The organism is Methanothermobacter sp. KEPCO-1 (genome assembly GCF_008033705.1).
Classification (GTDB): Archaea; Methanobacteriota; Methanobacteria; order Methanobacteriales; family Methanothermobacteraceae; genus Methanothermobacter; species Methanothermobacter marburgensis.
On record NZ_CP042937.1, the window covers coordinates 1040070 to 1063837 of the forward strand.

General features: G+C 49.4%; 27 protein-coding genes. 10 read left to right on the top strand and 17 right to left on the bottom strand.

Annotation, left to right across the window (positions count from 1 at the left end; genetic code table 11):
• Positions 1-23 precede the first annotated feature (23 nt).
• The 3 genes from FVF72_RS05605 to FVF72_RS05615 all read right to left on the bottom strand — a co-directional run bounded on the left by FVF72_RS05605 (position 24) and on the right by FVF72_RS05615 (position 3937).
• Complete coding sequence (locus FVF72_RS05605) at positions 24-1934, bottom strand: beta-CASP ribonuclease aCPSF1 (RefSeq protein ID WP_013296370.1); 1911 nt, start codon at positions 1932-1934, stop codon at positions 24-26.
• Between the two features lie 71 nt (positions 1935-2005).
• On the bottom strand, positions 2006-2638 hold the full coding sequence (gene psmB / locus FVF72_RS05610) for an archaeal proteasome endopeptidase complex subunit beta (protein ID WP_147671422.1): 633 nt from the start codon (positions 2636-2638) through the stop codon (positions 2006-2008).
• Between the two features lie 207 nt (positions 2639-2845).
• Positions 2846-3937: a formate--phosphoribosylaminoimidazolecarboxamide ligase gene (locus FVF72_RS05615; RefSeq protein WP_147671423.1), complete on the bottom strand. Its 1092-nt coding sequence runs from the start codon at positions 3935-3937 to the stop codon at positions 2846-2848.
• Between the two features lie 144 nt (positions 3938-4081).
• Here FVF72_RS05615 and FVF72_RS05620 point away from each other — a divergent pair, with 144 nt between their 5' ends.
• Together FVF72_RS05620 and FVF72_RS05625 are read left to right on the top strand one after the other, a co-directional pair.
• Positions 4082-4807 (top strand): class I SAM-dependent methyltransferase family protein, encoded by a 726-nt coding sequence (locus tag FVF72_RS05620; RefSeq protein WP_147671424.1) that lies wholly within the window; start codon positions 4082-4084, stop codon positions 4805-4807.
• A gap of 9 nt (positions 4808-4816) precedes the next feature.
• Positions 4817-5383 (top strand): DUF429 domain-containing protein, encoded by a 567-nt coding sequence (locus FVF72_RS05625; protein ID WP_147671425.1) that lies wholly within the window; start codon positions 4817-4819, stop codon positions 5381-5383.
• Between the two features lie 114 nt (positions 5384-5497).
• Here FVF72_RS05625 and cofG read toward each other — a convergent pair whose 3' ends face one another.
• The 8 genes from cofG to FVF72_RS09530 all read right to left on the bottom strand — a co-directional run bounded on the left by cofG (position 5498) and on the right by FVF72_RS09530 (position 11268).
• Positions 5498-6571: a 7,8-didemethyl-8-hydroxy-5-deazariboflavin synthase subunit CofG gene (gene cofG / locus FVF72_RS05630; protein WP_147671426.1), complete on the bottom strand. Its 1074-nt coding sequence runs from the start codon at positions 6569-6571 to the stop codon at positions 5498-5500.
• A gap of 21 nt (positions 6572-6592) precedes the next feature.
• On the bottom strand, positions 6593-7030 hold the full coding sequence (locus FVF72_RS05635) for a DUF2120 domain-containing protein (RefSeq protein WP_147672002.1): 438 nt from the start codon (positions 7028-7030) through the stop codon (positions 6593-6595).
• Between the two features lie 8 nt (positions 7031-7038).
• Positions 7039-7995, bottom strand: a complete 957-nt coding sequence (mptA, locus tag FVF72_RS05640; protein ID WP_147671427.1) for a GTP cyclohydrolase MptA — start codon at positions 7993-7995, stop codon at positions 7039-7041.
• 264 nt (positions 7996-8259) lie between these two features.
• Positions 8260-8928 carry a DUF2100 domain-containing protein gene (locus FVF72_RS05645; protein ID WP_147671428.1) on the bottom strand — a complete coding sequence of 223 codons (669 nt, stop codon included), beginning with the start codon at positions 8926-8928 and terminating at the stop codon, positions 8260-8262.
• Between the two features lie 12 nt (positions 8929-8940).
• Entirely contained in the window at positions 8941-9936 is a 996-nt protein-coding gene (locus FVF72_RS05650; RefSeq protein ID WP_147671429.1) for a histone deacetylase family protein, read from the bottom strand.
• Positions 9937-9967: 31 nt separating this feature from the next.
• A complete protein-coding gene (locus FVF72_RS05655) occupies positions 9968-10441 on the bottom strand; it encodes an Lrp/AsnC family transcriptional regulator (protein WP_370511819.1) in 474 nt (157 codons plus the stop codon).
• A 153-nt stretch (positions 10442-10594) separates the two neighbouring features.
• Positions 10595-10849: a DUF4013 domain-containing protein gene (locus tag FVF72_RS09525; RefSeq protein WP_370511820.1), complete on the bottom strand. Its 255-nt coding sequence runs from the start codon at positions 10847-10849 to the stop codon at positions 10595-10597.
• A 5-nt stretch (positions 10850-10854) separates the two neighbouring features.
• A complete protein-coding gene (locus tag FVF72_RS09530; protein ID WP_370511821.1) occupies positions 10855-11268 on the bottom strand; it encodes a DUF4013 domain-containing protein in 414 nt (137 codons plus the stop codon).
• 126 nt (positions 11269-11394) lie between these two features.
• Between FVF72_RS09530 and FVF72_RS05665 the strand changes: the two genes are divergently transcribed.
• Entirely contained in the window at positions 11395-12081 is a 687-nt protein-coding gene (locus FVF72_RS05665) for a hypothetical protein (RefSeq protein WP_147671430.1), read from the top strand.
• A 38-nt stretch (positions 12082-12119) separates the two neighbouring features.
• Here the strand turns inward: FVF72_RS05665 and FVF72_RS05670 are convergent, their stop codons facing one another.
• A complete protein-coding gene (locus FVF72_RS05670; RefSeq protein ID WP_147671431.1) occupies positions 12120-13265 on the bottom strand; it encodes a tRNA (guanine(10)-N(2))-dimethyltransferase in 1146 nt (381 codons plus the stop codon).
• Positions 13266-13556: 291 nt separating this feature from the next.
• On the opposite strand from FVF72_RS05670, the gene FVF72_RS05675 reads away from it, so the two are divergent.
• Both FVF72_RS05675 and FVF72_RS05680 read left to right on the top strand, forming a co-directional pair.
• Positions 13557-14456, top strand: a complete 900-nt coding sequence (locus FVF72_RS05675) for a CPBP family intramembrane glutamic endopeptidase (RefSeq protein ID WP_147671432.1) — start codon at positions 13557-13559, stop codon at positions 14454-14456.
• A gap of 131 nt (positions 14457-14587) precedes the next feature.
• On the top strand, positions 14588-15676 hold the full coding sequence (locus FVF72_RS05680) for a DegT/DnrJ/EryC1/StrS aminotransferase family protein (protein WP_147671433.1): 1089 nt from the start codon (positions 14588-14590) through the stop codon (positions 15674-15676).
• Between the two features lie 158 nt (positions 15677-15834).
• Here the strand turns inward: FVF72_RS05680 and FVF72_RS05685 are convergent, their stop codons facing one another.
• A complete protein-coding gene (locus FVF72_RS05685) occupies positions 15835-16137 on the bottom strand; it encodes an MTH1187 family thiamine-binding protein (RefSeq protein ID WP_147671434.1) in 303 nt (100 codons plus the stop codon).
• Between the two features lie 11 nt (positions 16138-16148).
• Between FVF72_RS05685 and FVF72_RS05690 the strand changes: the two genes are divergently transcribed.
• Positions 16149-17021 (top strand): TIGR00269 family protein, encoded by an 873-nt coding sequence (locus tag FVF72_RS05690; protein WP_147671435.1) that lies wholly within the window; start codon positions 16149-16151, stop codon positions 17019-17021.
• A gap of 26 nt (positions 17022-17047) precedes the next feature.
• Here the strand turns inward: FVF72_RS05690 and FVF72_RS05695 are convergent, their stop codons facing one another.
• The 4 genes from FVF72_RS05695 to comB form a co-directional block, all read right to left on the bottom strand.
• Positions 17048-18637 carry a GTPBP1 family GTP-binding protein gene (locus FVF72_RS05695; RefSeq protein WP_147671436.1) on the bottom strand — a complete coding sequence of 530 codons (1590 nt, stop codon included), beginning with the start codon at positions 18635-18637 and terminating at the stop codon, positions 17048-17050.
• 8 nt (positions 18638-18645) lie between these two features.
• Complete coding sequence (locus FVF72_RS05700; protein ID WP_147671437.1) at positions 18646-18861, bottom strand: DUF1922 domain-containing protein; 216 nt, start codon at positions 18859-18861, stop codon at positions 18646-18648.
• Positions 18862-19024: 163 nt separating this feature from the next.
• Positions 19025-19717 (bottom strand): TraB/GumN family protein, encoded by a 693-nt coding sequence (locus FVF72_RS05705; protein WP_147672004.1) that lies wholly within the window; start codon positions 19715-19717, stop codon positions 19025-19027.
• Positions 19718-19732: 15 nt separating this feature from the next.
• Complete coding sequence (gene comB, locus FVF72_RS05710) at positions 19733-20386, bottom strand: 2-phosphosulfolactate phosphatase (protein ID WP_147671438.1); 654 nt, start codon at positions 20384-20386, stop codon at positions 19733-19735.
• A 69-nt stretch (positions 20387-20455) separates the two neighbouring features.
• Between comB and FVF72_RS05715 the strand changes: the two genes are divergently transcribed.
• The 4 genes from FVF72_RS05715 to FVF72_RS05730 all read left to right on the top strand — a co-directional run bounded on the left by FVF72_RS05715 (position 20456) and on the right by FVF72_RS05730 (position 23638).
• Positions 20456-20986, top strand: coding sequence for a hypothetical protein (locus FVF72_RS05715; RefSeq protein ID WP_147671439.1), 531 nt, complete (start codon positions 20456-20458; stop codon positions 20984-20986).
• Entirely contained in the window at positions 20971-21885 is a 915-nt protein-coding gene (locus tag FVF72_RS05720) for a methanogenesis marker 7 protein (RefSeq protein ID WP_147671440.1), read from the top strand. The genes FVF72_RS05715 and FVF72_RS05720 overlap by 16 nt, the downstream gene beginning before the upstream one ends.
• A gap of 4 nt (positions 21886-21889) precedes the next feature.
• Complete coding sequence (locus tag FVF72_RS05725; protein WP_147671441.1) at positions 21890-22936, top strand: metallophosphoesterase; 1047 nt, start codon at positions 21890-21892, stop codon at positions 22934-22936.
• A gap of 132 nt (positions 22937-23068) precedes the next feature.
• Positions 23069-23638 (top strand): DUF134 domain-containing protein, encoded by a 570-nt coding sequence (locus FVF72_RS05730; RefSeq protein WP_147671442.1) that lies wholly within the window; start codon positions 23069-23071, stop codon positions 23636-23638.
• Positions 23639-23768: the final 130 nt, after the last annotated feature.

Genomic DNA, 23768 nt, shown 5'->3' on the forward strand with positions numbered 1-23768 from the left:
TAAGGTCATCTAAATAGTTAGCCTCACTGTATACGCACCGTTTCAAGGTTCAGCGGTGTTTTTGTTTCGATGCGGTACGTCCTGTAGATGCTGGATGCAAGGTCAAGGGTCTTGTAGTTATCACCGTGACAGAGCAGTATCTTCTCAGGTTTGGGTGAGATTCTCTTCACGTATTCCATGAGCTGTCTTCTGTCTGAGTGACCGCTGAAACCCTCAATGGTCTTTATGTTCATCTTCACATTGTAGACCCGCATCTTGTCCTCCTCATCCTTTAGGGGGATCTCCTTCCACCCCTTCTGGATCCTCCTACCAAGGGAGCCCTCGGCCTGGTAGCCCACAAATACCAGTGAATTCTTGGGGTCCTCGCAGAGCCACTTGAAGTACTCCAGGGAGTTCCCGCCTGTCAGCATACCTGATGTTGACAGGATTATTGAGGGTTCTCCCTCAACGATCTCCCTGCGCTCATCCATACCATTGACCTTATGGAAGATCTCTGAGATGAAGGGGTTGTGGCCCATGTGGAATATCTGGTCCCTGAGGTCCTTGCTGAGGTACTCGGGTCTTGCCGTGTGGATTGCGTTGGCCTCCCAGATCATACCGTCTATGTATACCGGGACCTCATCGATTATACCTGTCCTTATGTACTCCTCAAGGACTATCATGAGTTCCTGGGCCCTTCCAACCGCGAATACCGGTATGAGTATCTTACCGCCCCTTTTAAGGGTGGAGTAGATTGTTTTCACAAGTTCCTTCTCTGCCCGTGTCCTTGGTGGCTGCACGTCCTCGTGTCCACCGTAGGTGCTCTCCATCACCAGGGTTTCAATTCGCGGGAACCTGCTGGCTGCTGGTTCAAGGAGCCGGCTCTGCTCATACTTGAAGTCCCCTGTGTAGACCATGTTGTGCTGGCCGTCGCCTATGTGGAGGTGGGCCATTGCCGATCCCAGGATGTGGCCTGCATTGTGGAGTGTCAGCCGTATATCCGGTGCTATGTCGGTCACCTCACCGTAATCCAGGGTTATGGTATGTTTAACGCTCTTCTTCACGTGTTTAACGTTGAATGGAAGTGGTTCGTCCTCCCTGTGGGCTATGTCTATGTGGTCAAGCTGCAGGAGCGTCATGAGGTCCCTGGTTGGGGCTGTGCAGTACACGGGCCCATCGTATCCGTAGTGGTAGAGGTAGGGCAGGAACCCTGAATGGTCAAGGTGGGCGTGGGTTATTATTACCGCGTCCAGGCTGTCCAGTGTGAATTCAGGGACATTGAGGTAGGGGTAGGAGTTTCTGTCATCCCCACCGGCAACGTTCACACCACAGTCAAGGAGGACCCTGCTGTTGGGGGTCTGGAGGTAGAGGCAGGATCTCCCCACTTCCCTGAAGCCACCCATGGCTGTAAGCCGTGCCCAGTCATTCTCATATTTTGGTTTCTGGTGTATTCTATTTCCAAGCTGCTGCAGAATCTTCTTCCTTTCCTTACTGTTCTTCCTGAGGGTTCTGCGTATCCTCTCTATTATTTCAGAGGATATTGGCGGTGTTCTCAGTATCTTGGGGGCCCATCCAGTGTTCTTGACTATCTCCCTGGATGTTGAGCCGTATTTACCTATGACGAGCCCGGGTTTTCTTGCCTCGATGATGACCTCGCAGGTGACATCGTCAAAGGATATGTTGGTTATCTTCGCCTCCTCAGGTACTATCTCATGGATCCTCCTTATGGTCTCCTCAGGGTCCATGAGGACCGAACGGTCGGACCTTATTATTATCCTCTTACGTATGTCCTTTGCAATGTCCCTTATGAGGTTACCGTTCTCGGTTATTATCTCAGGGTTCTTGGTGTAAATGACGACCTCGGGTCCCTCAAATTCCACCTTTGCAACCTGGACCCTCTCAGGAAGTCTCTGCATTATTGTCCTTTTGATTTCTTCAAGCATCTCTGAAACCATAAGATCACTTCTAAAAAACAGGGGATCAACAGTAAACGGGACGTTTACTGCAGATTAAAAACAGGAAAAAATCAGTTGAGGTCTTCAAGCCTTTTCTGGATTTCCTCTGGGCTGAGCATCCTGAAGCCTTCCTCCTCTGTGACAGTCGCCACAAGGATGCCGTTGCCTGAATAGGTGTCCCTCTCCATGGCTGACTTTATGGCCCTTATGGCGATGTCAATCGCATCATCAACATAGAGTTCATCGGTGTACCTGTCCTCAAGCACACCATAGGCAACAGGTGAACCTGAACCTGTGGATACAAACCTGTCAGGTATCATACCCCCTGATGGGTCAAGGGAGTATATCTTTGCACCTGTTTCATCAACACCACCGAGGAGTGTCTGGACAATGAATGGGTAGAAACGTGATGAGTGAAGTATGTTGGCTGCAAGTGCAGCTGCAGCTTCTATGCTTATCCTTTCTGAGTTTCTCATGCGGTAAAGGGCAGCCTCTGCCTTGAGGTATTTCATGAGGCTCTGGGCATCTGCAACTGAACCCGCTATTGTGGCTGCTATGTGTTCATCTATTTTAAAGATCTTGTCTGTGGCCTTGTGGGCTATGAGGTTGCCCATGCTGGCCCTTCTCTCTGTGGCAAAAACAACTCCATCTTTGCATGTTATGCCAACAGTTGTGGTGCCTTTCAGCGTTTTTTCATCTTTCATAAATACACCTCAGTAAAAATAATAAAAAACCAGCTCCAGTTCTTAATTGTGTTTTATGATATAAGTGGCTGTCCATGAGGACATAAAAGTTCTGTACCTTATATAAATTGGAGGTCCTTATTAAACTTTGCGATTTTTTTATAATAAAATAAGGTTAAGGGGGTTATCATTTCAGGATTTTATGGATCCAGAATGAAAGTGGGGGTGCTATGTTATGATTTCAGGCAGGCGGTCTGTCTCTGAGGCCACCTTTATCTCCCTTGCAACACGCCGCCCCATGCTCATCCCCTCCCCATGGAGGAGGTAACTGTAGGTGGATCCATGCATGAAGGTATTTGTTCCCCCATCTGTACGGGCACTCATCTCGAATGTAACGATTTCCAGGTTATCTGTGCACATGGTCTGAAGGCAGAATGGGCCGTTCATACCGGGGGGCACGATTTTACTGGCTGCCTCAACCATACGGTCGCCCATGTCAAATGCCTGGGGAAGCAGTGATTCCCTCATTGCAACAGGGTGGTTACCTGTTATAACATATGATGGGTCCAGGTTTATCTCGAGCTGGTCCCTTGCAGGGATCCTCACAAGGCCGTCGATGTTTGACTCGAAGCGGCTGTCCATACCCATTAGCTCCACTTCATCGTTCATGATTGAGTAGAAGTAGTGGATACAGAAGTTCGTACCTGATACATACTCTTCAATGTGGGCATCATCAACATCGTCCTCGGTTATCCAGCCCCTCTCAATCATTGAATCGATTTTATCGTTGAATTCCTCTGTACTGGACGCCACAAAGTATCCACGGCCACCCCTGGCCCCCGGGAACTTGACCATCACCGGTCTGTCTATCTCTTCGGGGTCAGTGTACTTGAGGGGTATCCTTATACCCGCCTCCTTCATGAGTTTCCTCTCAAGGTCGCGTTCGGATTCCCATCTCAGTATGTCTCTGTTACCGAACATGGGGACATAGAAGTCGTTTTCGATATGGTCAAGGCCTGCGTAGGCCACAAATGATCCATGGGGGACTATTATACTGTTCATGGACCTTAATCTGTCCTGAACATCATCATTCACAATGTCACTGAACTTATCAACAATTATGAATTCATCTGCAACCCTGAACCGCTGGTATGGTACCTCCCGGCCCTTTTCACATACCACAGCGGTTCTGAAGCCCTCCTGTTTTGCACCGTTGAGTATGTGAAGTGATGTGTGGCTGCCAAGGGTTGCAACTGTTAGGTCTTCCCTGCTGTATCCATCAAGGATGCTGAGTATCTCATCACGGTTTACCTTACTCATAAAAAAACCCCTCAAATTTATATATAAAGGATTGGATTTCATGCTAGTTATCTTTTTTGCCTTCAACAGAAGCCATTAAATACTTTGATGAAGAAGAACATTTATGGATTTATTTTTCAGAAAGCCCTCCATAGCAGTGAAAACATGAAATGGGTGAGGATAGGGGACATTATAGTTCTAAACAGGGATGTTGAGGACCCTGAAAGATTCCTTGAAATGCCGGGGGTGAGGGGTGTTCTCCTTGTTGAGGAGATAAGTGGACCTCTGAGGAAGCCCAGGGTCAGGGTCCTTGCAGGTGAATGCACCGAGACCATACACAGGGAAAACGGCTGCCTTTTCAGGATAGACCTTTCCAGGGTAATGTGGTCAAGGGGTAACATAAATGAGAGGGCCAGAATACCTGGAGTTGTGGAGGACGGCGAAACCGTTGTTGACATGTTTGCAGGTATAGGATACTTTTCGATACCGGTGGCGGTTCACTCAAACCCCGGGAGGGTCCACTCCATAGAGATAAACCCTGACTCATTTGAATTCCTTAAATCCAATATAGAACTCAACAGGGTTGAGGGGGTCGTGAAACCACACCTGGGTGACTGCCGTTCCATCGCTCCTGAACTGGACGCTGACCGGGTTATAATGGGTTATGTTGGAACCACCCATCACTTCCTTGAAGCTGCAATGGAATGCGTCAATGAGGGGGGCGTTTTACACTACCATGAAACTGTTCCCGAGAATATAATGTTCTCAAGACCCATTAAGAGGATTGAAAGGGCAGCACACCCCCGGAGGGTGTCTGTTCTTGACAGACATGTTATAAAGAAGTACTCGCCGGGTGTCTGGCATGTTGTCCTGGATGTAAGGGTCCACTGAGGGGTAGCGGTGTCTGTTGCAGGCGTTGATCTGGCTGCATCTGATGGAAATGAGACTGGTGTTGCCATAATAGATGGTAGGAGAGTGAAGGTGTTCAGTGTCTTCTCATTTGATGAGATAATCCATTCAGTGAAATCCGCAGATACAGTGGCGGTTGACGCGCCACTCTCACTTCCCAGAGGGCGCTGCTGCCTCAGGAGTGACTGCAGCTGCAGCAGGCATGGCCACTTCAGAAGGGCTGACCTTGAGATCAGAAGGTATGGCAGTGTTCTACCGTTGACCTGGAGGGGGATGAGGGAGCTCACCATGAGGGGTATCAGGATAAGGGAGGCACTTGAGTCCCATGGGGTGGAGGTTATTGAGACACACCCCAGGACAGCAGAGGGGATGATGAAAAATGCAGGGCTACAGATGGAACTCTGTGATACCTCCACCATGAGCATACACCAGAGGGACGCCCTCACGGCTGCACTGGTCGCCCTCCTCTATTCAGAGGGAAATTTCATTGAATTGGGGGATCCCTCTGAGGGAACCATAATACTCCCTGATGTTGAAGAAACACAATCTAACATTTGAAGAAATCAGACCTTGAGATTAAGCATGAAAGGCCCCGGTGGTTGAAGAACCATAATCTAAAAACAGTTGGATAAACCAGCCCCTTAGTGATCCATAAATTCTCAGAGATAGGCATCATACAAGGAATTCAGGGTAAAGCCTTTCTATTGTCTCCATGACCTTTGGACTTAAAAAATCACGGTTGATGAACTTCCTGTAAACCGGTAACCTCTCCTTTAACGTGAAGCCCGCAGACTCTGTGAGCCTTCGAAGTTCATCTATCTCTGGCCAGGGGGCCTCCGGGTTCACATAGTCCCTGCTCAGCGGTGAAACACCACCCCAGTCATCTGCACCTGCAAGCAGGAAGACCTCACCTGTTTCCCTGTTGAGGTTTGGGGGCACCTGTATGCTCACATCGGGAAAGAGGAGCTTTGCCACCGCAACCATCCTCACCATTTCAAGGAGTGAGGGCTCTGGGTGGTTCTCCATGGGTATCCCTGGCTTCGCCCGGAAGTTCTGGATTATTATCTCCTGCAGGTGACCGTACCTGTCCTGTATACGCCTGAGTTCAAGGAGTGATTCGGCCCGCTCCTCCACTGTCTCACCTATACCCACGAGTATCCCTGTGGTGAACGGTATTTTAAGACGCCCAGCGTCTTCTATCATCTTTATTCTTAAGGCAGGGTCCTTACCCGGGCTTTCACGGTGCGCCTCTTTTTCCATCAGGCGGGGACTTGCAGACTCAAGCATGAGCCCCATGGACGCGTTCACCTCCCTGAGCCTCCTGAGGTCCCTGTAGCCAAGCACACCCATATTTGTGTGTGGCAGGAGACCGAGGTCCAGTGTGGCGCTGCAGAGGTGATGGGCATAGTCAACCATATCACTGAATCCGAGCTCTTCGAGTTTCTCCATCACCTCAGGGACCTCATGTGCATTCTCACCGAAGGTGAAGAGGGCCTCTGTGCACCCCATATCCCTGGCTTTCCTCACATCCCTGAGGACGTCCCCTGGGGGAATGATGGGGGGGTCGGGGGAATCTGACCTGAAGGTGCAGTAGCCGCAGCGGTTGCGGCAGGCCCTTGTGAGGGGTATGAAGACATTCCTTGAGTAGGTCACCTCGCCTGGCTCGCAGACACGCTTCATGAGGTCCAGTAGTTCAGGGCCATCAGCAAGGAGAAGTTCCAGGATTTCTTCCTTTCCAAGAACCATGGGAGCACCGCTAAAATAAGTTTAATCTGAAATATCAGAGACAACAACCTCAACAAAGCAGGGTCCCACACCACTCCGGTCCCTGTAGAGAACAACAAAGAGCCCGGTATCCTCTGTCATGCAGAGCCTGTAGTCAACGCTGAAGTTCATATCCTCAAGGGCCTCCTTGAGTCTGTGTATGCCTCTGATATCGGTTTCTGTCCCTACCTCAACACACGACCTTATCTGCTCATCCATCACACCAATGAGGGCCGTGCCCTCCTCGGATATGAGCTCCAGTTCCTCTGCACCCAGTTTTTCTATAAGGCCCTCAAGTTCCCTGCCCATGTCCTCAATGTTCATCCTCTTTCTTGACATTCCCCTAACTATTAGTATCTCCTTTGAGTCGAGGGCTGGTCTTGAGCCCTCAAAAGCTTCAAAGTAACCCATGATCTCCCCGGCTATCCTGTGCAGTTTCATCAAGGTTATCACTCCTCTGATCCGTTAAGTTCCTCTATCTCGTATCTAAGTTCCCCCATTGTCGCAACCTTCTCAGCGAAGGCGTTGTGTCTGTGTATGCTCTCCTCGTTTATCTGCCTTACGGTGACTATTGTGTCGTCGGGGAGGTGGGGGTACTCGCTGACTATCCTGTGCACCATGTTACGGACGCAGTCCTCAACGAACATGGGGTTCTCATGGGCACTCACAACAACGGCATTTTCATCGGGCCTCTTGAGGAGTTCATAGACAGGTGAACTCATGGAGCTCTCTATGATGTTTATGAGGTTCTCGGCCCTTATCGTCTGGTCCTCAGGGACCTCTATCATTATCATGCCGCGCCCCCTCTGGTTGTGGGAGGCGAAGGATACACAGTCAAGAACCCTTTCAACTGTTTCAGGGTCAAGGAATTCCAGGAGATTCTGACGGGATGTTTCCTTAACCGATTCCTGTGCACAGGGGCACACGGTCATCCCCACCACCTCTGCCCCTATCATCTTGCGTATCACTATACCGTCATCGTCCCGGTACCCGATGGCGTCTGCCATGATCTTTGTCATCTCCTGGCTCTTCTTAGCGGTGACAGGGGATTTCTTCATGAACATGAAGTCGCTCTTCATGCTCACCTCGGCTCTGCGGGCGTATTTATGCTTTTTGAGGAGTTCATTGACTATCTCTGCGCAGAGGGATTCCAGTTCAAGGGCACTGTTTTCAACAACCTCCTCGAGGACGTCACTTATGGCCTCGGGGTTCCTTGACATGTGGATCCCCCTCTGCCTGCTCGGGAGGTCCACAAATGCATCGAATGTTGGAAGAAGTATTATGGGTCTTCTACCATCCCTTTCTATCTTCAGAAGCTTCTTAACACCTGTAACACCCACCCTTGTAAGGTGAACGGGGATGCTAGGAATCTTGTCCTGTGTATCTGGAAAACAAACTAAACCCAAATTTTACACCCCATAAGTAATGGTTACCTAGGTTTTAAGTATAGTATGAAAACTTTGCTTATATACTTGTCCGGTGATTATGAGTCCTATGAAACATAATATTACACTGGAGTCAAGTGTAGGTGGGGATTGGTTTCTTTGATGGAATTGCAGTCCATTCTTTTCTGAAATGGTGCAATAATGGAGGATGTACCGGAACCTTGGGTCATGCTGTGACTGAAGGCATCATTCTACCATCAAAAGATACCTCAGGCAATAATCAATCTATGAGAGGAGTTTCAGTATCTCCTCAGGGGTGAGGTCCCTGATATTCTCATCCAGTCTCACACCGGCACCATACAGTTCTTCAGCCCTTGATGCAAGGAGGCCTGTGCTTTTATCGGGCTCCCCTATAACGAGGATTTCCCCAAGGTCTTCAAGCTTCCTTTCAATGTCATTCTTAAGATGCTCTATCTTCTTCTCTATACCCTTAAGGGCAGCATCAGGGATCCTGGGGTTTATCTTCTTCATATCATCCACTGAGAGGGGTACACCTGCAACCAGGATATTCGCCGGCTCAACGCCGGCCTTAACAAGGAGCTTTTTAACTGAGGAATTATTCACAAGTATCAGTTTACCCTTCGAAGCTTCCTTTATCCTTTCAGATGGGTCTTCACGTTCAATGACACCGAAATCTGCAAGCATGCCGTCAATGGCCTCCCTGGCGGCCATGAGCCTCCTGCAGAAATCGTATGCATCTTCCCCGGTGAGCTCATGGGATGGAAGGCTGGCATATATATGGTCCTCGGCTTCAATGAGTTCCATCAGGGCCTCCTGAAATTTTCTGGTGTCTATGACACCGTCATGGGGGTCCCTGAACCTGGATTCCCTCCTGATATTCGTGCATGATTTTCTTATAAGCTCCTCTGCCTGTTCAAATCTGATTTTTTCCATCTTCTGACCCTCTCAGAAATTGAAGAATGGTGAAAACACATCGCTAATCTCGTTGAAGATTTCAGCCACCGCAGGTGACCTCTCATATCCCACCTTAACACTGGAACCCTCAAGGCCCTCAATGAATGAGACATTTGAGTTTCCAAGGGCCTGGAGGTCATAGCCCCCTTCAAGTACGGCTGTGCAGGGCAGCCCTGTTTCATGGATGAACCATCCCATCCATGAGAAGAACTCCTCATCTACCATTATATCTGCCAGCGGATCCAGCCTGTGGGCATCGAATCCTGCAGATACGAATAACATATCTGCCCTGAATTCACTGAGTACCTGGGGGAGCACCTCTGAGAGTATCCAGATATAGTCGCTGTTTCCTGAACCCCTGGGCATGGGGATGTTGAGGTTGAAGCCCTCACCATCACTCTCTCCTATCTCCCCAATGAAGCCTGTCCCTGGAAAGAGTGTCTTGGGGTCCTGGTGAACCGAGACATACATGACTTCCGGGTCGGTGTAGAATATGCTTGATGTTCCGTTCCCGTGGTGAACGTCAAAGTCAATTACAGCCGCCCTTGAAATCCCGAGGTTCCTGCGGCTGTGCTCAATGGCTATGGCGATGTTGTTGAATATGCAGAAACCCATGGACCTGTCATAGGTGGCATGGTGACCTGGGGGCCTTGCAACGGAGTATCCCCATCCACCCTTCAGCGCCTCCTCAGCCGCGACCATGGCGCCACCTGCGGCGAGCCTCGCCACACTGAAGCTCTCAGGTGTCATGTAGGTGTCGTAGTCCAGCCATCCACCGCCCCTCCCTGAGAACACCTCTAGGTACTCCACATGGACGCTGCTGTGGACCATTAGGATATCATGGATACCTGACATCCTTGGCTCCATGAACTTCAGCTGGAGCCCCGAGGACTCCAGGGCGTCAATGATTGCACCTGTCCTCCCTTTGTTCTCAACATGGCCCTCATTGTTGTGGAGGTCATAGGTGCTGGAGTATATAATGGCCATGGTTGAATTTTTGGTGCAGGGGAATAAATAATTAATCGCTTATCATCTTGGTGGAGGTCATGTCCTCCTTCACTATGTTGAGGACTGTCTGGGTGTAGGTTCTCTGAACGTCACCCTCACTCAGCAGACCCTTGATGAAGCTATCCAGTTCCCCGGTATCCTTGAATTTCCCTATGAGTATGGCGTCGAATTCTCCTGTGACGTCGTAGACTGCAAGTACGTTTTTGTGGTAGGCTGTCCGTGTCTCCCAGTTCCTCAGAACTCCACCTTTCACCTTCACACCTATTATGGCTGTGAGTTTGTATCCAAGTTTGGAGTGGTCTATCACTGGCACGAATTTCTTTATAACGCCCTTCTTGACCAGCTTCTCAACACGGTTGTGCACAGTACCCACCGAGACATCAAGTATCCTTGAGATGTTCCTGTAGGACATGCGTCCGTCCTCATTTAGGAGGTCTATTATTTTTTTGTCAATATCATCGATTTTGACTAGATCATCATCCATTGGAATCACCACTAAACAATGTATACCTATGGAAGTTATATTATAAACTTTTTTAAATTATGCTGTTTTAGAAGAAGTTATTAACTTTTATAGATAGGAGGTATTCCCTTATAAATGTTTAGCTGAAACAGGAAAAAGTAAAAAAGGGTTAATCTATTCGTAGGCGTACCTGAGTGCAAGGGCCCTGTTAAAGAAGAGCTGGATGTATGGGTATATTATGAGCAGTGCTATTAGGGTACCGATGATGGGTATTGAATTCAGGAGACCCGCAATGAATGCAATAACAGCTGCGATGAGGCCGATAACGATGTACCAGATGATGTAGTCGATCCATCCGATCTGGGAGATCACATTCAGTATTTCACCGAACCTGAATGCTGCTCCAAGTTCACTGTCATTGTAGGCCATGTGTGCTATTGCGAGGTCTCTATGAGCCCAAGGATTATTGCAAGTATCACACCGATTATCACAGTACCTCCAAGGAGACCTGTGAAGGCTGTGGGGTCTGTGATAGCGCCGGTTGGTGAAATCATTGCCAGGGATCCGAAAGTACCTGCAAATATTATTATCAGTGGAACTATCATGTATGCTATCTGGACAACGAAGACCTTTAATCCATCAACGAACATTTCACCCCATTCATCAAATTCAGGAAGCTCATCAAAACCCGCTATTGAGGCCTTGAGGGCCCTGAAGCCGTATCCCATGACCAGGAAGATGGGTATTATGACAACACTGGCTATCATAAGGACACCGAGTATTATGACCTTCTTCCAGTCACTGGAGGGATACCTTATGGCGTCGTTTACAATTTCACCTATATCCAATTTTCACACCTCCGCGGATTTCCGCAGCTAAAATTATATAAATGATTATATATAAAACTGCCTAATCTGTTTAGAGGAAGATATAAATTGCTGCACAGTTAATAATACAAAAGAGCGGGTGAATGGATGAAGAAGGGGATACTAATCGTTGCTTTGCTGGTGATCGTTGGGGGCTACTTCTACTTCACAGCCATTTCAGGAGATTTTGAACCACTGGGAAGACTCGGGTTCGTTAAAATTGCAAACCCCGACATGTACCCTGGCCACATACACTCAAAGTTACTTGCAGATTATGCCCGGGAAAGGGGATCAAAGTGCATCCTTGTGGTCCACTATGGGGGAAGCTCCAATTACCGCTGCTACATGGAGGGTGACGTCTACATCCTTGAACTTGCATACGTAGAGAAAAAGCAGTACAAGCCTGGCATAGACTGGAATGAGGTCTGGCAGGAGGGCATATATGGCGTCCCGGACGACAAGTGGACCTACCGTTCAGATGGTAAGGAATTTGATACCCTGGATGAGGCACTGGCTTATATAAAGGAGAGGGCCGCTGAACACGGACAGGCGGGCCCCATACCAATGGTGTACCACGGGACTGTCAGGGAGGGGGACATTTTCATAAACCAGGGGTGCGGTTTCCCCCTGTACTACAAAATTGCAAGGGAAGAGTACGGGCCCATCGCAGCATACTACTATGTTATAAGGGGAATAATCTTCCCTTACCTCAACAACCCCTACCGGAACTTTGAAATCAAGAATGCAAGGGCCCTTCAGTACTACTACACCCACAACATGCTGAACTATGAATGAGCACAGTTTTTGGTTGAATAGGGATTTGAATTGTAGGACTACGAACGGGAACCGTGGAGGTCCATTATGATCTCCTCAATCTCCCTGACCCCTGCATCTGTTTTTATGCCGGTTGGCCTTATATGGGTCCTTGAAACCCTGAACCCTGCCTCCCCAAGACCACCCATAACATCCATAAGAGGGGGGGCACTCACACCCAGCTTGCTGCAGATCTCATGGACGTCATAGAATCCGGGCGGCATTCCCACCTCCCCAATACAGGTCTTGAGCAGTTTCAGGACATCCTCTGATTTATTGAGGGCTTTATTTTTAGCTTCAGCCATCATGGATCCGATGAATTTTTCATCATGCAGGTCCCCGAGCCAGAGGGGTCCGGCAGCATCCATTTTAGCCCCGCAGAGGGGGCATTTCCTGTCTTCAGGCACGCCCCTCACATCTTCATGGTGAAGGCAGCTGAAGCAGTGGAGCATGTGGCCAATGTTTTTGAGGGTTTCATCGGCCCTCCTGGCACCCCTCCTCACATGGGCATAGATCCTCATGTAGTGCTGGCTGCTGTGTGATAGAAGGAATGATGCACCCTTACTGTACCTGGCAAGGTTCATTGCAGTGAAACCTGCAAGTATCCTCAGCCCTGTCTCATGACAGTACTCTGTTTTGAGGGGCCTTGCCGAGTACTTCCTGAGGCAGGGTTTTATATAGGTTCCGCAGAGACCCGAGGTGTCCGTGGCGGTAACAGCAAGGAGTGACCTGTTCCTGGCGGATGCCGCCGCAGAGTCCATGAATGGCGCCGGAGTCCCGAAGGGGTCCACATCGATAACATCAAAGCGGCCGGGGTTCCCTCTGAGGAAGATAGCAGCATCCTCCCTGCTGACCAGGGGGGATACAGAATTCAGCTCTGAATTATGCTCTATGCATTCAACTGCAAGGGGGTTTATATCATTTGCAGCGGCCTCAGAGACACCATCAACCTCCACCAGGTACCTTATGGCCCTTATGCCGCTCCCTGAGAATGTATCCGCTACACTTATCTCCCTATCAAGTATCCGCTGAAAGGCCTGAACCGCAAGCACCGACACATCCCTGTTGAACTCCATCACAGGGTTATAGAAGACAGGGGCCCTGGATGATACCTTACTGAAATCCGGAACCTCAATTGTGACTGAACCCTCATTTATGGTTATCATATTCAACACTTCCCTACCTAAACACGATAATAATCCACAGTTATAGTTCGGGACTTACATCCAATAAATGAAACTCGATTAACATTCACATTCTTATACTCTGGGAGCAACCCTAATGAAACGCAGTCACATACCAGGGATCAGCATCCAACATTGAGACTCACATCAATCTCAGTTACATACCAGGGATCAGCATCCAACCCGACTAACATCAATATGTTTATTAGTGCCGGATGATTTAGTGATTACTGTGATACTCAGACAGGATTTAGTAGGAGGGCCGGTGAATCAATGAGGGATTTTCTGGACAGAGTCTACACTGGAAGAAATGAGCCATGGCGTTATATGCTGACGGTGCTCCTTAGCTTCGTGGTGTCCAATGTGGGCGCCGGTTTTATGGTGGGGTTATTCCTGGTGGCCATCCTCATAATCACAGGGAGAATGGATGCATTTGGGGACATCCCGGGCTTCAGCTGGCCAGCTTTACTCATCATGGTGGCAGTGGCCTTTTCTACCTCAATGTTCTTTCTCTACGTTGGGTTGAAGTTCATCCACAGGCGTGATTTCATATCAGCCGTGAACTCAAGGGGTAGTGTCGAGTGGAGGCGGATACTCAGTGGAGGGGTGGCCTGGTTTATTATTGTCGGGATCCTTGACCTGATCTCGATTGTGATGGATCCGTCTTCCGTCAGACTTAAGTTCACACCAGCATTCTGGTGGCTTCTGATACTTGCATTACTTGCATTTCCTGTGCAGGCTTCCTTTGAGGAGATATTCTTCAGGGGATACCTCATGCAGGGGATGTGGATGATCATTAAGAGGCCCATCCCACTGATGATCATGAATTCACTTATATTCTCAATCCTTCACTGGTGGAATGGCACGAACCTTACAATGAGCCTTTCAATAACAGCAAGCACATTCATCATTGGGCTGGTACTTGCACTCATAACACTCGCAGATGATGGTGTGGAACTCGCCATGGGGGTGCATATTGCAAACAACCTCTATGTCAGTGTTATACACAGCTCCCCGGAGGCCGGTCTTGGAAACCTTCCATCCCTGATGGTAAGCCCATCGGATCCCTACGCCTCCCCACTGGCACTGATCCTTGCATCGGCTCTTCTTGTGGCCATACTATTCAGGGGACGCTATGGGGATGTGCTGGATGTTCTGAGGTACCGTGGATGAGGATTAATAACCCACTGAATCGGAGTAACCTGGTTGGGTTATCACATTTTAACTGATTGCAGGGTTAGGGTATCACTTTTTAAGTTCCAGTGAGAAACTAATAACTCAGTAACTCTTACTCAGGTGTTCACATGATACCGGTTGCTACTCCCATAATCGATGAAGAGGAAATAGAGGAAGTCGTGAAGGTACTTAAATCGGGATTCATTGCCCAGGGACCACGGGTGGCGGAATTTGAGGAGAAGTTTGCATCCTGCGTGGGTACGGAACACGCTGTTGCAACAAGTTCAGGGACAACAGCCCTCCACCTCGCCCTCCTGGCCGCAGGGATTGGAAAAGGGGACCAGGTTATAACAACACCATTCAGCTTCGCTGCAACGGCAAACGCAGCCCTATACGTTGGTGCTGAGCCTGTATTTGCAGATATAGATCCCGAAACCTACAACATAGATCCTGAGGGGATCGAGGAACTCATAACACCCAGCACAAGGGCAATAATACCCGTACACCTCTACGGACAGCCCGCCGACATGGACCCCATCCTGGACCTGGCTGCTGATCATGACCTCCTGGTGATTGAGGATGCTGCCCAGGCCCATGGTGCAGAGTATCATGGGAGGATGGTGGGTTCAATGGGGGATGCCGCATGCTTCAGTTTCTACCCAACAAAGAACATCACAACAGGCGAGGGCGGGATGATAACAACTGATAATGAGGAAATTGCAGAAATGGCACGGATTCTGAGGGCCCACGGGGAGACAGAGCGCTACAATCACGCTTACCTTGGCTACAACTTCAGGATGACCGATATTGCCGCGGCCATTGGCATAGCCCAGCTAGGAAAACTTGAAGACTTCAACAGAAGGCGAATCAAAAATGCAGAGTACCTCACAGATAGCCTCAGGGACCTTGAGGGAGTATCAACACCCCACGTTGCAGCGGGGGTTAAACACGTCTTCCACCAGTACACCCTGAGGGTTCCGGGTTCAAGGGACAGGCTCATGGAATTCCTCAACAAGGGGGGCATAGGTACCGGGATTCACTACCCGAAACCCATCTACAGGCAGGAACTCTACCGGAGGATGGGCTTCAATGCCAGCTGTCCGGTCAGTGAAAAGGCTGCGGAGGAGGTCCTATCGCTACCGGTACACCCTGCCCTTACTGATGAGGACCTTGAAAGGATTGTGGATTCTGTCAGGGATTTCTTCGGGCAGGACTAACATTCTTATTATCTCAGGTGCAGTGTGGTGTTGAGAACCTGGCATAATTCTATTTTTTATATGTAACGCCCCATGAGGATGTACATTTAAAAATTAAACTACTGAATAACACTTAAGGGAGTTTCAGAGACTCAGCCGTTATTAAGGAACATTTTTCCTTACTGGAGCTTTTTCTTTACAGATTCAACCTTGTCACTGAGGCCCCTGCCGGTGTCCCTTCTATCATCGATTTTGATTGTTGTGTAGACCCTCTCTGAGCCTGCCTCCAGGACGGCCTCATGGGCCGCCTTAACAGCCTCAAGGAGTTCATCCAGGTCACCGGCCTCAACAAGAGTCCCCATACCTGAGATCTCATACCTCACGTTCATTTTCTCGAGGGCACTGACTGCAGCGGCCACGTAACCGCTGAGGGAAGTGCTGCCTGTACCGAGAGGTATTATGGTGAGCTCTGCGGTTATCATGGTGGATATATATGTCGGCTGTTTTATATATAGGTTCCATGGATGTTCAGGAATTCAACCGGAGAATCATGGCCAGAATAAGAGGTCTCATGGAATCACATAAACTCGTAGAGAGGGGAGAACACGTTGCAGTGGCACTTTCAGGCGGCAAGGACAGTGTGCTGACACTCCATGTGCTCTCAGATTTAAGGGAGGAACTGGATTTTGAACTCACAGCCATCACGGTTGATGAGGGTATAGAGGGCTACAGGGGGGAGGGGGTTCTCGCAGCAAGGGAAAACGCCCGTATAAGGCGGGTTGAACTCATAGAGAAATCATTCAGGGATGAATTCAACTTTGAACTTGACGATGTTCTGGAAGGGTTCAGAAGCCCCTGCATCCCCTGCGGTGTCTTCAGGAGGTGGATACTCAACAGGACAGCCAGGGAAATAGGAGCATCAAAGATTGCAACGGGCCACAACATGGACGACGAGGTTCAGTCATTCATCATGAGCCTTGCAAGGGGGGATGTGAGGAAGTTCTCCAAGTTCGGCCCGAAACTTCAGAGGATACATCCCCGGATGGTACCGAGGATAAAACCCCTCTGGAGCACACCTGAGGAGGATGTCAGGCTCTGGGCTGAGCTCAATGATGTGAAATTTCACAGTGCCCCCTGTCCCTACTCCAGCAGATCAATGAGGGCAGGGATAAGGGATTTCCTTAACAGGATAGAATCAGATAGTCCCGGTGTAAAGGAGATGATCATGAAATCATTAAAGGTCACATTCCAGCCTCTGGCGGAGGATTATGGGATTGGAGAGTGTTCAATCTGCGGAGAACCAGCGTCAGGGATTAAATGTAAGGCCTGTGAGTTCCTTGAAATTATAGGAGAAGCGGATCGTTAGGCAGAGGCTTTTGTTTGATAAACTGTTTATTCCAGGATTCTGGTAACTGAGCCGATACCCTTGCTCCTTCCCTCACGGAAGATTATCTTCTGACCCTCCTTCACATGGTGGGGCCTGTACTTGAACCTCATCCTCACCCTGCCCCTGTCACCGGCTGACATGAACTCTGCATCAAGGGGTTCCAGTATGGTGGTCTCGGCTATTGTTTCAATGTGGGTTACGCTCTCATAGCCCGCCTTTATGGTTGTGGGATGCACCAGTATGGCCACGTCGGCCTCAAATTCCCTGACCGCCTCTGGTTCATAGTCAGGGTGGGCCAGTATCATACCCCTCTCTATTTCATCGGCGGATGCCCCTGAGATGGATATTCCAACTATATGTCCTGGCTCTGCACAGCCTATACGGTAGTGGTGCATCTCGATGGATTTAACGGTGACTTCCCTGAATTTCCCGGTATTCATGGGGCCAAGGAGCAGGGTATCACCCTTCCTGACAAGGCCCTGCTGGATGGTTCCACTGACAACGGTTCCAACACCCCTGATGGTGTATACCTTGTCTATGTACATGAGGAACGGCTTCTCGTCCCCGTTGACGTCACGCTTAACCTGGAGGTTGAGGAAGAGTTCATCCAGGACTTCAAGGCCCTCCCCTGTGACAGAGGATGTCTCTATTATGGGTACTATATGCTGGTTCATCTTGCCGGCTATTTCCCGTGCAGAGTCCCTTCCGGTCACATGGAAGGGTATCCTCCCAACCAGTTTAAGGAGTTCAGATATCTTCGCCCGCACACCCCTCCTCTGGGAGGGGGTTGCCATGTCGGTTTTTGTGAGCACAACGATCACAGGAAGCTCCATTGCAATCATTATACCCAGGTGCTCCCTTGTTATATGTGTTGGGCCCTCATCAGCGGCAACGGTCAGGAGGCCATAGTCCAGGTTCTGCCCCACAATCCCCCTTATTGTTGTCCTCAGCCATGGCTCATGTCCAACGGTATCAACGAAGGATATTACCCTGTCGGCCTTATCCATGAGCCCTGATTTCTCCTTCCGGTCCAGGGGATTTTTGAGTCTTATGACCCTTCCATCCCTGAATCCATATATGGCGAAGGATAGATCCGCTGATAGGCCCCTTTCTATCTCGTGTTTCTGGACATCAAGGAATATCCTTGTCTTACCGCTTCCATCGTCGGGGGTTCCCGTTGTGAGTGTACCTAGGAGTGTGCTCTTTCCATGGTCAACATGGCCGGCGACACCTATGAGGAGGTGTTCCCTTTCTGTTTTCTGTTTCCTTGAGATTATCACCTCGGCAACCCTGCCGTGGGTTCCCTCATGGAGGTTAACCTCCTCCACAATGGCATCTATCTCCTGACTCAGTTTTCTGAGGACCTCAACTGACTCCTTCAGTTCCTCATCAGGGAGGCCAACCGGTTCACCGCTGTCCTCCACGCCAAGGAGGTATACGGCCCTTCCACCACCCCTCTCCATACGGTACTTCATCTGGGAGATGAGGCTCTTCTTCCGGTCCATCTTCAGATGATACCCGGGTGAGAGTGCCTTCTTGAATTCTATGTTTCTCCTCTCACCGGGTGATGTGAATGATCGGATATCTTCTATCATATCTCGTTCTATTCCCTTTTCACTGGATTTGTGAAATGGCAGGTACCATACCTTTCTTCCTGGAGTTTTCTCACGATTTCTGCTGCTTCCTGGAAGCTACCGGCCTTTCCAAATATGCGCCTTTTTTTAACCTTCAGGGTTCTTCCACAGACGCACTTTCGGGTATCTGCGCCCTCCTTTGAGTAGAGGGCCCTTCCACAGTCACATCTGAATATGACGTACATTGCATATCACACTGCTCTTTCCACAGTAAATATTTATTGGACCGGTATTTAATGAATATTTTTTTCCCTGTCATGGCATTACTCTGAATGATGTCTTGTAATATTATTCGGGGCCTTGTGGGTGTGCCCTGGACATTAGTCTGAATGATGTATCACCGGATATTCACATGAGTTCTTCAAGTGGGGGGAGTTCATGCGGGTTTCTGAGGTAATGCTCTATCCCCCTCCTGTGGCCTGCACCCACAACGACAACAACCCGGTCCTCCTCAATGGAGAGGAGCCTGTGGGCCATGAAGGCATCCCTCTCCTCAACAAGCACACGGTATGCTGAGGGTGATATTTCGCGGAATTCCCCCATAACCTCCAGAAGGGTGTCGTCACTTTTGAGGCTCTCAATATCCTGCACATCCTCCCCCCCAATGAAGGATCTCATGATTGCAAGGAAGAACCTCAGCTTTTCCCGCCGGCTCATGGACCCGATCGCCCGCTGCATGGTCACCCCTATGTCACGGTCAATGAGGGCCACCCCTGCACCAACCTCATGGGCGGCATCTATCGCTGCAAGCATCTCACTGCCTGGCTTGACACCTATATCCTCACCGATCTTCCTCTGGAAATAGGTTAAAAACCAGCCTGCAAGGATGACACCAATGTTTCCACTTCTGAGGGCATCCCTGAGGGAAGGTTCATCCCTTTTGATCCCCATTTTTTCTTCCATGAGCCTCCTGTACCTTCCGGGGTCCAGTTCCACTGCAACGACGTCCGGTTTCATCTCGAGTATGGTTCTTCTCACCTCATCCACACTTTCTCCAGATACGTGTGCGGTACCTATTATCTTCAGCTCCTCCAGATTCATGTCCACTGCAGCCTCCTAGATCAGCGATATCCTGCCGTCCATGTATACGGGTACGTTTTCTGTTATATTCCTTCTGAGGCAGTATTCGATATCACCGGCAAAACCAAGTTCCCTGAGCCTCCTGGCTGACCTGGATTTTCTTATGGCATCATCAACCATGGACCTGTCCCGAACTGCAAGTACTGAGGCCTCAGCGTACTCTTCAAACTCACCACCAATGGCACGTATTATTTCACCGGCGCAGAGGAAATCCTCTATTGCAAATCGGCCATTAACACCGGCCATGACCACCTCAACTTCATCCGAAAGATTCCTTGCAGCTGAGGCTACCGCATCCAGATTGTTGAGGCACCCCACGAGGGCCTGTGATTCAACTGACTCAAGGATCCTTGTACCGTTACTGGTGGTTAGCACAAGGGCATCACCTGAATGTTCCCTCACCTCAAGGGGAGAGTTGGCCAGGAATCCCGGCAGGGTCTCACCACCACGCTCCCCTGCCACCACATAGCCCATCCTGGAGTATTCCATTGCCTCCTCAACATCTCCAACAGGGATGACCTCCCTGAAACTGTCCAGGGCAGCGGTTATGGTTGCACTTGCCCTCAGAAGGTCCACCATTATACAGAGTCCACTGCCCTCCGGTTTTTCAAAGCTGAGACTTACCCTCATCAGCACACCTTATAAATGATTATAGAGAGATTTACATATGAGGTATTTATAGACTTCACCGGTGACTCAATGAGGATTCTTACAACACCAATGTGTGAGGGCATACTGAGGATTGCAGGCGTCATTGGGTACCATGTGACCCGCAAACCTGAGGATGAGGATGCAGACATTTTATTTGTGCTATCTGAGACACCAGTTAGCGGGGCGGTTAAACTTAAACTCAACACATTCCCCCAGATAAGGGAAGCCATAGGAACCGTTTTCAGGACTGTTCAGGAGGTGGATCCTGCAAGCCTCAGGCACTCCTCGGTTGATGAGATAGACTTTGAGGTCTGCTCCCCCTGGTGGCATGACCCTGCGGGGTTGCGGGAGATGAACAGCAAGATAAAAGTAAGGGTTTATTCAGATTTCTTAAGAGAGATCGTTGAGGACATGGGATTCACCATTGTTGATTTGAATGAAGATTTCACTGTATGCCCCGATTACATGGAACTTGACTGCATCAGGGTCCCCTCACACAGAAACCTTCCAGTTGACCCGGTTAAGAGGGCTTTATTCAGGTACATGTATCTGGAGAGGAAATTATGTACGAAACTTTAACCTATCAGGGCGGTGTGCACCGCCATGAGGAGATGAAGGAACTGATTGAGGACCTCGGCGGATTTGTGCTCCAGGAGAACATGCTTCAGATGGACCTCATACTCACACTGGCCGTCCCAATCGAGGACGTGGATAAGGTGAGGGAAAAGGCCAAGGAGCTCCTGGGGAAGGTTAAGGTTGCCCCTATGGCGGGTACCGAGATAGCTATCGTCTCACCGACCCTGGCAAGGCATCATTTACCCCATTCGGCCTGTGATATATCCGAGTACCTCAGGAGGTACGGTGCCAAGGATAACATGATAGGCCTTGCCCGCGGGGCAGGTAAGGGTATATCCAGGATATCAGAGGATGAAAAGAGGCTCATAGAGGAACATGACCTGGCAGTTTTTGCCCTTGGAAGCTTTGAGCAGTGCATAAAGGATAAGGCCCATCTTTTCAGTGACATAAACATCCCGGTGGTGGTTACAGGGTCCCCTGAGAAGATTGACCTCAGCGAGCTTCCAGGTGCCGACGCCTATGTTGGGGGCCTTGGGAGGATACCCCGGAGGCTGAAGAGGGGTGAGGATATAAGGGCCCTAAGGAAACTTGTTGAGGTGGTCGAGGATATACTTGACAGGAGGAGGCGTGAAATGGCTGCGGACCCACCTCTGGTCCCCTCAATACTGGTTAAGACCGAGATTGAGAACCAGGTGCCTGCCGTTAAGGAGGTCTACTCCCCCACACCTGTAACAAGCCAGCTTGATGGGGTCCGTGTGAAACTCAACTATGACCGCTACCATGACGAGATAGCAGATGTGAGGGTTTCTGATTACCGGCTGGGCGACATATCTGAGATAAGGAAGTCGATGATGTACGACTACATCCTCGTTAAGTTACTACCTGAAAGCTCCATACTGTGATCCCATGAGGAGGGAGTTCCAGGTCCTGATATTTATCCTGATCTTCTCCTCAGGATACTATCTTCTTAATTTTCCTGTCCTGGAATCTCTTGGTATGGGAATTCTGAGCCTCCCGCTTACATTTCTTTTACCGGCAGCCATAATCTCCGAGAGGGTATACCCATCCTTTATCTCAAGGGCTGCCTATGTGGTCTCCATGATATGGGTGGGAATGGCTGTTTACATCCTCATTGGCCTGGGGGTAACCTTTGCAGCATCACTTGTTCCAGGCATTCCGTTCTCCCCTATCCCTGCGGCGGCCTTATCTATCATAATGGTTTCCTATGGGCTGTTGAAGGGCTGGAATATTGAGGTCAGGGCTGTCAGGATCCCATTTCCCTGCAGCGATGAACTGAGGCTGGTGCAGCTTTCAGATCTTCATGTGGGGACTGTAAGGTCCGGTGGTTTCCTAAGGAGGGTTTCCTCTCTTATTTCTGAAATTGAACCTGATGCCGTCCTCATAACAGGTGACCTCCTGGATGGTTCAAGGTCTGTTGAAGCGTCAACACTCTCCGAGCTTCAGGCAGATGTGCCCATATTTTTTGTTTCTGGCAACCATGACACCTATTCAGGGGACTTCAGATCTCCAGTGGAAGGGGCGGGTATAATGTGTATTGATCAGCGTGTTGTTGATTTCAGGGGTTTGCAGGTTGCAGGTGTGGGTTATTCGATGGAAAGGCATTCGCTTTCTGCGATCCTTGATATAATGGAATTTGACCCGAAGAGGCCCCTCATACTTCTTCATCACCTTCCTGTTGACTGGGATTACGCCAGGGAAAGGGGTGTTGACCTCCAGCTATCCGGCCATACGCATGGCGGGCAGTTTTATCCCTTCAACCTCCTTGTTGGCATGATGTTTCCCTTTATCAGGGGCCTTTATGAGGATTCAGGACGCTTTCTGTATGTTTCACAGGGTACAGGCACATGGGGGCCCCCTATCCGTATAGGATCATCCTCTGAGGTCACAGTTATTGAGCTTATACCCTCTGATCCTGGTTTCAATGGGGATTAAGGATGAATTGGATGTAATTTATTATTTTGCTGTTTTTTGGTGATTGCTGGTCTGGTTGGGGGACTGGCTTTCCATGGTCTCTGACCCCTGATGAAAAACTTTAAATACAAGTTTTGAATATATATTCAAAACATGCCTAGACCAAGAAGATACAGAAGAATCCTGGGAGAACCCCGTGTGGTTGCATTTTCGCCTGAAGTCAGCGAAGAAGGAGTTGAGGTTGAGATAACCCTCGATGAATTTGAGGCTGTCCGTTTAAGGGACTACCATGACATAAAACAGAAAAAGGCTGCTGAAATCATGGGTATATCACAGCCAACATTTCACAGGACACTGACATCCGCACGGGCCAAGATAGCAGAGGCACTGGTCGAGGGCAGACCAATAATACTGAAAGGAGGTGATTACATCACAGACAGAAGAAGATACAAGTGCATGGACTGCCAGTTTGAGTGGATCTCACCTGAAAAGGAATACAAAAAGTGCCCCGACTGTGATTCAGAAAATATAACGCTGGTATCAGCAGATACACTGCCCCGGATGGGAAGGGGCGGCTTCGGAAGAGGTTTTGGTGCTGGACGTGGGGCACCACGTGTCTGCAAATGCATTGAATGCGGATACGAGGCACCAAAAACACCTGGAGTTCCATGCAGAATGGAGAAATGTCCAGAGTGCGGCGCACCAATGTGTGGAGCCGACTGAAACTTTAATGCGAAGACCCGTATTCAGCGATTTATCAAATTACGCTGAATACCACCTTTATCTATGATATACATAAAAACTTGTTTTATATATGATTTGACGCTTTATTAGCAGATGATTTAACTCTTAT

What these genes read in the sequence shown, in the direction of transcription:
- FVF72_RS05650 (WP_147671429.1), bottom strand. Translation starts at nt 9,936, where the DNA reads ATGGCCATTATATACTCCAGCACCTATGACCTCCACAACAATGAGGGC.
- FVF72_RS05605 (WP_013296370.1), bottom strand. Translation starts at nt 1,934, where the DNA reads ATGGTTTCAGAGATGCTTGAAGAAATCAAAAGGACAATAATGCAGAGA.
- FVF72_RS05730 (WP_147671442.1), top strand. Translation starts at nt 23,069, where the DNA reads ATGCCTAGACCAAGAAGATACAGAAGAATCCTGGGAGAACCCCGTGTG.
- FVF72_RS05665 (WP_147671430.1), top strand. Translation starts at nt 11,395, where the DNA reads ATGAAGAAGGGGATACTAATCGTTGCTTTGCTGGTGATCGTTGGGGGC.
- FVF72_RS09525 (WP_370511820.1), bottom strand. Translation starts at nt 10,849, where the DNA reads ATGGCCTACAATGACAGTGAACTTGGAGCAGCATTCAGGTTCGGTGAA.
- psmB (WP_147671422.1), bottom strand. Translation starts at nt 2,638, where the DNA reads ATGAAAGATGAAAAAACGCTGAAAGGCACCACAACTGTTGGCATAACA.
- FVF72_RS05680 (WP_147671433.1), top strand. Translation starts at nt 14,588, where the DNA reads ATGATACCGGTTGCTACTCCCATAATCGATGAAGAGGAAATAGAGGAA.
- FVF72_RS05685 (WP_147671434.1), bottom strand. Translation starts at nt 16,137, where the DNA reads ATGATAACCGCAGAGCTCACCATAATACCTCTCGGTACAGGCAGCACT.
- FVF72_RS05725 (WP_147671441.1), top strand. Translation starts at nt 21,890, where the DNA reads ATGAGGAGGGAGTTCCAGGTCCTGATATTTATCCTGATCTTCTCCTCA.
- cofG (WP_147671426.1), bottom strand. Translation starts at nt 6,571, where the DNA reads ATGGTTCTTGGAAAGGAAGAAATCCTGGAACTTCTCCTTGCTGATGGC.
- FVF72_RS05705 (WP_147672004.1), bottom strand. Translation starts at nt 19,717, where the DNA reads ATGAATCTGGAGGAGCTGAAGATAATAGGTACCGCACACGTATCTGGA.
- FVF72_RS05720 (WP_147671440.1), top strand. Translation starts at nt 20,971, where the DNA reads ATGTACGAAACTTTAACCTATCAGGGCGGTGTGCACCGCCATGAGGAG.
- FVF72_RS05700 (WP_147671437.1), bottom strand. Translation starts at nt 18,861, where the DNA reads ATGTACGTCATATTCAGATGTGACTGTGGAAGGGCCCTCTACTCAAAG.
- FVF72_RS05715 (WP_147671439.1), top strand. Translation starts at nt 20,456, where the DNA reads ATGAGGATTCTTACAACACCAATGTGTGAGGGCATACTGAGGATTGCA.
- FVF72_RS05675 (WP_147671432.1), top strand. Translation starts at nt 13,557, where the DNA reads ATGAGGGATTTTCTGGACAGAGTCTACACTGGAAGAAATGAGCCATGG.
- FVF72_RS05645 (WP_147671428.1), bottom strand. Translation starts at nt 8,928, where the DNA reads ATGGAAAAAATCAGATTTGAACAGGCAGAGGAGCTTATAAGAAAATCA.
- FVF72_RS05670 (WP_147671431.1), bottom strand. Translation starts at nt 13,265, where the DNA reads ATGATAACCATAAATGAGGGTTCAGTCACAATTGAGGTTCCGGATTTC.
- comB (WP_147671438.1), bottom strand. Translation starts at nt 20,386, where the DNA reads ATGAGGGTAAGTCTCAGCTTTGAAAAACCGGAGGGCAGTGGACTCTGT.
- FVF72_RS05620 (WP_147671424.1), top strand. Translation starts at nt 4,082, where the DNA reads ATGAAATGGGTGAGGATAGGGGACATTATAGTTCTAAACAGGGATGTT.
- FVF72_RS05615 (WP_147671423.1), bottom strand. Translation starts at nt 3,937, where the DNA reads ATGAGTAAGGTAAACCGTGATGAGATACTCAGCATCCTTGATGGATAC.
- FVF72_RS05690 (WP_147671435.1), top strand. Translation starts at nt 16,149, where the DNA reads ATGTCGGCTGTTTTATATATAGGTTCCATGGATGTTCAGGAATTCAAC.
- FVF72_RS05655 (WP_370511819.1), bottom strand. Translation starts at nt 10,441, where the DNA reads ATGGATGATGATCTAGTCAAAATCGATGATATTGACAAAAAAATAATA.
- FVF72_RS05695 (WP_147671436.1), bottom strand. Translation starts at nt 18,637, where the DNA reads ATGATAGAAGATATCCGATCATTCACATCACCCGGTGAGAGGAGAAAC.
- FVF72_RS05635 (WP_147672002.1), bottom strand. Translation starts at nt 7,030, where the DNA reads ATGAAACTGCACAGGATAGCCGGGGAGATCATGGGTTACTTTGAAGCT.